Consider the following 7796-nt stretch of genomic DNA (forward strand, 5'->3'; position numbering starts at 1 on the left):
CCTCCCACGGCCGCCAGGCCGTAGGGGGAGATTGAGGGCACCGCGCGAAGCGCGGTACGGGTCCGGGCGGAGCCCGGTTTCGGGAAGGGGCGGGTAGGGGAACAGCCCGCCGCAGGCGCAACCCGCCCCGACCCGGCGCCTCACAGGCACTCCGCGGCGGCGCTGAGCGCAGCGTTCCCCACGGGAAACAGAAGGGAACCTGCCGGGTAACACCGCCGACGCACGCTGCTTGCATGACTTCGGAGATCGTGGTGATCGGCGGCGGGACGGCAGGCGCGCGGCTCGCGCGTCAGCTCGGCGCGGGCGCCCGCGTCACGGTCCTCGGCGAGGAGACGCACGCGCCCTACAACCGGGTGCTGCTCGCGGAGGTGCTCGCGGGGCGCTACGGCCCCGAGGTGATCGCGCTGCCCGAGGTGCCGGTGCGCCGCGGTGTGCGGGCGACCGCCGTCGACCGGGACCGGCGGATCGTGCACTGCGCGGACGGCACGTCCGTGGCATACGACCGCCTGGTGCTGGCGACCGGTTCCAACCCGGTGCTGCCTCCTCTGCGCGGACTCGGCCCCGGACTCCCCGACGGCGTCCACCCCTTCCGCACCCTCGACGACTGCGCGGCGCTGTCCGCCGCGGTCGGACCGGGGACGCGGGCGGTGGTCGTCGGCGGCGGGCTGCTGGGGGTCTCCGCGGCCCGCGCGCTGGCCACCCGCGGCGCGAAGGTGGTGCTGGCCCAGCAGGGCGAGCACCTCATGGAGCGTCAGCTGGACACCTCCGCCTCCGCGCTGCTGCGGGCGCACCTGGAGCTCCTCGGCGTCGAGGTGCACACCGAGTGCCGGGTGCGCGGTCTGCGGACCACCGCCGACGGGGCCGTCGGCGCCGTGGTCCTGGCCGACGGCTTCGAGCTGGACGCCGAGATCGTGGTGCTGGCCTGCGGGGTGCGTCCCCGTGTCGGTCTGGCGGTCGACGCCGGGCTCGAGGTGCGCCGCGGCATCGTCGTCGACGACGAACTGCGCACGTCCGACCCGTACATCCACGCCATCGGCGACTGCGCCGAGCACGACGGCGTCGTGCACGGGCTGGCGGGCCCGGCGCTGGAGCAGGCCGATGTGCTGGCCGGGGTGCTCCGCGCCGAGGGCGCCCGCTACACCGGCACCCGGGCACTGACCCGGCTCACGCTCGCCTCCACGACGAGCCCGTTCGACCTGGCCGCTTTCGGCGACCCGACCCCCCGCCCGGGGGACGACGTCGTCCAGCTCGCCGACGCCACCCGGGGCGCGTACCGCAAGGTCGTCGTCCGCGGGGACCGGCTCGTCGGCGGCGTACTGCTCGGGGATCTCGCCTCCGTCGGCGCGCTCGCCCGGGCCTGGGAGGGCGACGAGGCCCTGCCGGACTCCCTCCCCCTGCTCCACCTGCTCACCGATGATGGAGGCCTCTGACATGGCTGCGAAGTCCACTCCCGCGACCACTCCCACGATCGTGGTCGTCGGCCACGGAATGGTCGGCCAGCGGTTCCTGGAGGCCCTCGCCGAGCGCGGCGTCACCGAGCGGGCACGCGTCGTGGTGCTGTGCGAGGAGCCCCGTCCCGCCTATGACCGGGTGCGTCTGACCTCGTACTTCTCCGGGAACACGCCTGACGACCTGTCGATGGTCGAGGACGGTTTCATGGCGGAGCACGGCATCGAGCTCCACCTGGACGACCCCGCGGAGACCATCGACACGACCACGCGCACCGTCACCTCGCGCGCCGGGCTCCGTCTGACGTACGACACGCTGGTGATGGCCACCGGCTCGTACCCGTTCGTGCCGCCGGTGCCGGGCAAGGGCGCGGAGGGGTGCTTCGTCTACCGCACCATCGAGGACCTCCTCGCGATCGAGGAGTACGCGAAGACGGCACGCGTCGGCGCGGTCGTCGGCGGCGGTCTGCTCGGTCTGGAGGCGGCGGGCGCGCTCAAGGGCCTCGGTCTGGAGACGCACGTCGTCGAGTTCGCGCCGCGGCTGATGCCGGTGCAGGTCGACGAGGGCGGCGGCGCTGCGCTGCTGCGCACGATCGAGAACATGGGCCTCTCGGTGCACACCGGCGTCGGTACCCAGGAGGTCCTCGCCGGCGAGACCGGCGCCGTCAACGGCATGGCGCTGTCCGACGGTTCGACGCTCGCCACCGACCTGGTGGTCTTCTCGGCGGGCGTACGGCCGCGGGACCAGCTCGCCCGTGAGGCCGGGCTCGCGGTCGGCGAGCGCGGCGGCATCATCGTGGACGAGCAGTGCCGCACCTCCGACCCGGCGGTCTTCGCGATCGGCGAGTGCGCGCTGGCCTCGGACGGACGGGTGTACGGCCTGGTGGCCCCCGGCTACGAGATGGCCGAGGCGGTGGCGGACGTGATCGACGGCGGCACGCGGTCCTTCACCGGCGCCGACACCTCGACGAAGCTGAAGCTGCTCGGCGTGGACGTGGCCTCGTTCGGTGACGCGCACGGCGCGGCCGACGGATGCCTGGACGTCGTGTACTCGGACTCGCGCGCCGGCGTCTACAAGAAGCTGGTCGTCGACGGGGAGGGCACGCTGCTCGGCGGCATCCTCGTCGGTGACGCCGAGTCGTACGGCACCCTGCGGGCGCTGACCGGCAGTGTGCCGCCCGTCTCCCCGGAGCAGCTGGTGCTGCCCGCCGGGGCCGGCGCGCCGGCCGCGTTGGGGCCGGCGTCGCTGCCCGACGAGGCCGTGATCTGCTCCTGCCACAACGTCACCAAGGGCACGATCCGCGGCGCGGTCACCGAGCACTCCTGCACCACCGTGCCGGAGGTCAAGAAGTGCACCAAGGCCGGTACCGGCTGCGGCAGTTGCGTCAAGGTGCTCGGCCAGCTCGTCAACGCCGAGCTCGAGGCGTCCGGCGTCGAGGTCGACAAGGGGCTGTGCGGCTGCTTCGGCCAGACCCGCCAGGAGCTGTACGAGATCGTCCGCGCCCTGCGCGTCACCTCGTACCAGCAGCTGCTGGACTCGCACGGCCGGGAGGCGGCCCGCGGCGGCAACGGCTGCGAGATCTGCAAGCCGACCGTCGGTTCGATCATCGCCTCACTGGCGCCCACGATCGGAGCGAGCGGCTATGTGCTGGAGGGCGAGCAGGCAGCGCTCCAGGACACCAACGACCACTTCCTCGCCAATCTGCAGAAGAACGGCTCGTACTCGATCGTGCCGCGCATCCCCGGCGGGGAGATCACCCCGGAGAAGCTGATCGTCATCGGCGAGGTGGCCCGCGACTTCGGCCTCTACACGAAGATCACCGGTGGTCAGCGGATCGACCTGTTCGGCGCGCGGGTGGACCAGCTGCCGCAGATCTGGGCCCGCCTGGTGGACGCGGGCTTCGAGTCCGGCCACGCGTACGGCAAGGCGCTGCGGACCGTGAAGTCCTGTGTGGGACAGACGTGGTGCCGCTACGGCGTCCAGGACTCGGTGCGGATGGCGATCGACCTGGAGCTGCGCTACCGGGGACTGCGCTCGCCGCACAAGCTGAAGTCGGCGGTCTCCGGCTGCCAGCGCGAGTGCGCGGAGGCCCAGTCCAAGGACTTCGGCGTGATCGCCACGGCCAACGGCTGGAACCTGTACGTGGGCGGCAACGGCGGCGCGACCCCGCGCCACGCGGACCTGCTCGCCCAGGACTTGTCCGACGCCGAACTGGTGCGTCTGATCGACCGGTTCCTGATGTTCTACATCCGCACCGCCGACCGGCTGGAGCGCACCTCGACCTGGCTGGAGCGCATCGAGGGCGGCCTGGAGCACGTACGGGACGTGGTCGTGCACGACTCCCTCGGGATCTGCGCCGAGCTGGAGTCGCTGATGGCCGACCATGTGGCCGGCTACCGCGACGAGTGGGCCGAGACGCTGAACGACCCCGAGCGGCTGCTGCGTTTCGTGTCGTTCGTCAACGCGCCCGACACCCCGGACCCGACGGTGAAGTTCGTGCCCGAGCGGGACCAGGTCAAGCCCGATCTGCCGCTGCTGTCCATCCGTTCGCTCGAAGAGACCCTGGAAGGTGCCGCCCGATGACCGCGACGACCCTCGCCCCCGCCACGACGGAGGTCCTGATCCAGCTCCGGCCCGCCGACGAGTGGCTCGCTGTGTGCCCCCTGTCCCGGCTCACCCCGGGTCGCGGAGTGGCCGCCCTGCTGCCGGACGGCCGCCAGGTCGCGCTGTTCCTGGACCGCGACGGCGTCCCGTACGCGATCGACAACCGTGACCCGTTCACCGGCGCGCAGGTCCTCGCGCGCGGTCTGGTCGGCTCCGCGGCCGGACGGCCGTTCGTCGCCTCGCCGCTGCTCAAGCAGCGCTTCGACCTGTCGACCGGGCGCTGCCTGGACGACGAGTCGGTGGCGGTGGCGGCCTACGAGGTACGGGTGGCCTGAGGTGGCACCTCCCACGGCCGCCAGGCCGTAGGGGGACTCCCGTACCACTTCACCCGACTCCGCTCACGCGTCGTCTGTCACTGCCCTGACCTTCGCGACGCGTGAGCGGCCGGACTCCCCGGCGACGGCGGACGCGGCGTCACTCGCCCTCCGCCGTCGCCTCCTGCATCGCCTCGACGTCCATCCAGACGACCTCCCACAGGTGGTGGTCGGGGTCCTGGAAGGAACGCCCGTACATGAAGCCGTAGTCCTGGGGGTCGTTGGACGGCGAGCCGCCGGCGGCGAGGGCGGCGTCCACCAGCTCGTCGACCTTCTCACGGCTGTCGGCGCTCAGCGCGAGGATGACCTCCGTGCTGGTGGCGGCGTCGGCGATGTCCTTCTTGGTGAAGTCCTTGAAGCGCGCCTCGGTCAGCAGCATCGCGAAGACGGTGTCGCTGAAGACCAGGCAGGCCGCGCTCTCGTCGGTGAACTGCGGGTTGAAGGAGTAGCCCAGCTTGCCCCAGAAGGCCTTGCTGGCCTCGAGGTCCTTCACGGGCAGGTTCACGAAGATCATCTGAGCCATGGCTGTCTCTTTCCCATTCGGTGCCCCGCGGCGCTGCGCGGTGCGGTGCTGTCCGGTGCGTTCGAGGTGCTGTCCGGTGTGTTCGAAGGGGTAGACGGACGGGCCGGCCGTGACTCATCGGTCCGGGGCAGGGAATTTTTCTTGGAGCACGACCACCGCGGCCATCCCGCGTTGCACCGGGCGTCACCCACCCGCCCTAGGTTCCTTCACCGCGCGACCCCGTGGCGCCGGCCGGTGCCGCGGGGCAGTCATCCCACCCTGGAGTGACAAGTGGAACGTCGCAGCTTCCTGCGCGGAGCCGTCGTCGGTACATCGGCGGCGGCCTTCGGCTTCACGCTGTGGCAGGGCGCCGCCTCCGCGGCCCCCGCCCAGCCCGGCCCCGGCCCCTACGGGGCGCTCGGCCCGGCGGACGCGAACGGCATCCAGCTGCCTGCCGGCTTCACCAGCCGGGTGATCGCCCGGTCCGGCCAGCGGGTCGGCACCACCTCGTACACCTGGCACAACGCCCCTGACGGCGGGGCCTGCTACAGCGACGGCACGGGCTGGATCTACGTGTCGAACTCGGAGATCAACCCCTCCGGCGGGGCGAGCGCGGTGCGCTTCTCCTCGACGGGCGCGATCACCGGCGCCTACCGGATTCTGTCGAACACACGGCAGAACTGCGCGGGCGGCAAGACGCCCTGGAACACCTGGCTGTCCTGCGAGGAGGTCAGCCTCGGCTTCGTCTACGAGGCCGACCCCTACGGCGTCAACGCGTCGGTGCAGCGCCCGGCCATGGGTCGCTTCAAGCACGAGGCGGCGGCGGCCGACCCGGTGCGCAAGGTGATCTACCTGACCGAGGACGAGTCCAACGGCTGCCTGTACCGGTTCGTCCCCACCACCTGGGGCAACCTGTCCTCCGGCACTCTCCAGGTGCTGAGGGCCGGCACCGCCACCTCCGGCAGCTTCACCTGGGCCAATGTGCCGGACCCCGACGGCTCTCCCACCCTCACCCGTGACCAGGTCTCGGGCGCGAAGAGGTTCAACGGCGGCGAGGGCTGCCACTACGCCAACGACACCGTGTGGTTCACCACCAAGGGCGACAACCGCCTCTGGCAGCTGAACCTCCTGACGAACACCTACGAGCTCGCCTACGACGACTCGCTCGTCACCGGCACCGCGCCGCTCACGGGCGTCGACAACGTCACCGGCACCACTTCCGGCGACCTGTTCGTCGCGGAGGACGGCGGCAACATGGAGATCTGTGTGATCACTCCGGCCGATGTCGTCGCGCCCTTCCTCCGGGTGACCGGCCAGTCCTCCTCGGAGATCTGCGGCCCGGCCTTCTCCCCCGACGGCACCCGCCTGTACTTCTCCAGCCAGCGCGGCACCACCGGCAGTTCGTCGGGCGGCATCACCTACGAGGTGAAGGGGCCGTTCCGCGCATAGCGAGCTCGGGCTCCGGTGTGGCGCCGCCGCGCAGCAGGGCGGCGCCCAGCGGGGTGAGCGTGTGCAGTACCGCGTTGCCGTGGCGCAGGGTCACAACCAGGCCGGCCTCCCGCAGTACGGCGGCGTGCTGGCTCGCGGAGGCCAGCGACACGCCGGCCCTGCGGGCCAGTTCGCTGGTCGTGCAGCCGCCGCGGACGGCTTGGAGGATCGCGGAGCGCGTATGCCCCACGAGCCGCCCGAGCGAGGCGCCCGTCACGTCTCCCGCGGCCTGCTCGCAGCTGTGCGAGACCGGGTAGACGAGCACCGGCGGCAGTGACGTGTCCCGCAGGACCACCGGCGTCCCCCGGCAGAAGAACGACGGCTGGAGCAGCAGTCCGCGCCCGTCCAGGCGCAGTTCACGGTCGACGGGATAGTCGGCCTCGAGGACCGGTGAGCGCCAGCGCAGCACCGGCGGCAGGGAGGCGAGGAGCTCGCCCGCGCCGCCGTCGAGGAGCGCGCGGCCGCGCACGGCGCGGTCGGCCTCCACCCGGCCCTGGATATGGGTCCAGTAGGGCTCCACGGCCGCGTGGTAGTACGCCCGCAGGGCGGCGACGAGCCGGGCGACGGACTCGGCCCTGCCTTCCGCGAGGGACGCCAGCCGGCCGGGCAGGGAGCGCAGCGGCGAGCGGTGGGCGGCGGCGAGAGCCACCTCGGTGTGCAGCCGCGCCGGGGGTGTGGCCCGCAGCGCCTCGAGACCCGTGTCGAGCCCTTCACTGCCCTCCGCGGGGGTGAGGAAATCCGGGAAATAGCCCCGCTGCGGAACGAGCGCGGAGAGCAGTCGTGTTTCACCTTTCAACCGCGTTCGTGCTTGGGAACGCCATTCCCCGAAGACCAGAGCGCCCCTTCGGTCCCGCAATCGGTGAAAACTGAGAATCGATTCCCACAACGCGTCGGGCCTGGCGGCCATCCGCACGCGCGCCAGATCGTCCGCATTGAAATGAATACGAAGCACCGAACCCCCACTGTTGCAACCGCAATCGCCCCCATCACTGAGTATGCATGCAATCACAGGTTGTTACCACGGTGTTTCAGCCACAGTTGAAACGCCTCGCGGGTCCTGGGGGGCAACCGAAAAGCTGTACGACGTCGGGCATGAAACCTACTTCACCGATGTGACGCAGCGAGGACCGTGGGGGGCTTTGCGCGTCCGGCGGCGGTGATGGAGGTTGCGGCTCCGTGTCCGGCACGGGTAATGGAGCGCGGTCGGCGGGTGGGGATCCGCCGGCCGTGCTCCGTCCGTTGTATCCGGCGCGAAAGAGAAGAAATTTGTTTGGATGTCAATCAGCGAAGGTTGACTGATCCGCGATTCAACTGACTTCCGGTTCAACAAGGGCGGAGCGCTTTCGTTCGGCACGTGCCCCCCGGGCATGCAGAAGGGG

General features: G+C 71.4%; 6 protein-coding genes. 4 read left to right on the forward strand and 2 right to left on the reverse strand.

Annotated features, from left to right (window positions below; translation table 11 throughout):
• The first annotated feature begins 233 nt into the window (after window positions 1-233).
• From ACWGH4_RS26265 to nirD, 3 genes are read left to right on the forward strand one after another with little or no spacing between them, the layout of a single operon-like run.
• On the forward strand, window positions 234-1430 hold the full coding sequence (locus tag ACWGH4_RS26265; RefSeq protein ID WP_453465317.1) for an NAD(P)/FAD-dependent oxidoreductase: 1197 nt from the start codon (window positions 234-236) through the stop codon (window positions 1428-1430).
• A complete protein-coding gene (gene nirB / locus ACWGH4_RS26270) occupies window positions 1417-4032 on the forward strand; it encodes a nitrite reductase large subunit NirB (RefSeq protein WP_453465324.1) in 2616 nt (871 codons plus the stop codon). Before ACWGH4_RS26265 ends, nirB begins: the two co-directional genes overlap by 14 nt.
• Complete coding sequence (gene nirD, locus ACWGH4_RS26275; RefSeq protein ID WP_360038525.1) at window positions 4029-4388, forward strand: nitrite reductase small subunit NirD; 360 nt, start codon at window positions 4029-4031, stop codon at window positions 4386-4388. The genes nirB and nirD overlap by 4 nt, the downstream gene beginning before the upstream one ends.
• Window positions 4389-4527: 139 nt before the next feature.
• Here the strand turns inward: nirD and ACWGH4_RS26280 are convergent, their stop codons facing one another.
• Window positions 4528-4950 carry a VOC family protein gene (locus tag ACWGH4_RS26280; protein WP_441262901.1) on the reverse strand — a complete coding sequence of 141 codons (423 nt, stop codon included), beginning with the start codon at window positions 4948-4950 and terminating at the stop codon, window positions 4528-4530.
• Between the two features lie 270 nt (window positions 4951-5220).
• Between ACWGH4_RS26280 and ACWGH4_RS26285 the strand changes: the two genes are divergently transcribed.
• Window positions 5221-6378, forward strand: a complete 1158-nt coding sequence (locus ACWGH4_RS26285; protein WP_453465320.1) for an alkaline phosphatase PhoX — start codon at window positions 5221-5223, stop codon at window positions 6376-6378.
• Here the strand turns inward: ACWGH4_RS26285 and ACWGH4_RS26290 are convergent.
• Window positions 6344-7369, reverse strand: coding sequence for an ArsR/SmtB family transcription factor (locus ACWGH4_RS26290; protein WP_453465322.1), 1026 nt, complete (start codon window positions 7367-7369; stop codon window positions 6344-6346). The genes ACWGH4_RS26285 and ACWGH4_RS26290 overlap by 35 nt on opposite strands.
• Between the last annotated feature and the right edge of the window lie 427 nt (window positions 7370-7796).

Source organism: Streptomyces sp. NPDC054847 (genome assembly GCF_053610925.1).